This is a genomic window from Flavobacterium azizsancarii (assembly GCF_027980145.1).
GTDB lineage: Bacteria > Bacteroidota > Bacteroidia > Flavobacteriales > Flavobacteriaceae > Flavobacterium > Flavobacterium azizsancarii.
Genome location: NZ_JAMZNK010000138.1, coordinates 1 through 265, shown reverse-complemented (window position 1 = coordinate 265; position 265 = coordinate 1). Strand labels below are relative to the sequence as shown.

Here is a 265-nt window from a genome sequence, read left to right as displayed (position 1 = left end):
TAACTGCAGTACCATCTGCGCAGGCGGGCTTAACTACTCTGTTCGGGATGGGAAGAGGTGAGCCCCGCCGCAATAACCACCTTAAGAAGTTATAATTGCTTTGGGCAATTTGTTCTTCAATTTTTAATTTTTAATTCAAAATCTATAATTGAAGTAATATCTTAACATACTGAGATAAAGAAAAAAGTATTGATTTAGAAAGTTTCTTCTCCCACCTTACGGTGGGAGAAAAGGGTGTACATAAGCTTACGGATTATTAGTACTA

At 37.0% G+C, this 265-nt stretch carries 1 rRNA gene; it reads right to left on the bottom strand.

Going from position 1 to position 265, the window contains the following annotated elements:
- Positions 1-84, bottom strand: a 5S ribosomal RNA gene (gene rrf, locus NJT12_RS24945); the annotation flags it as partial.
- Positions 85-265: the final 181 nt, after the last annotated feature.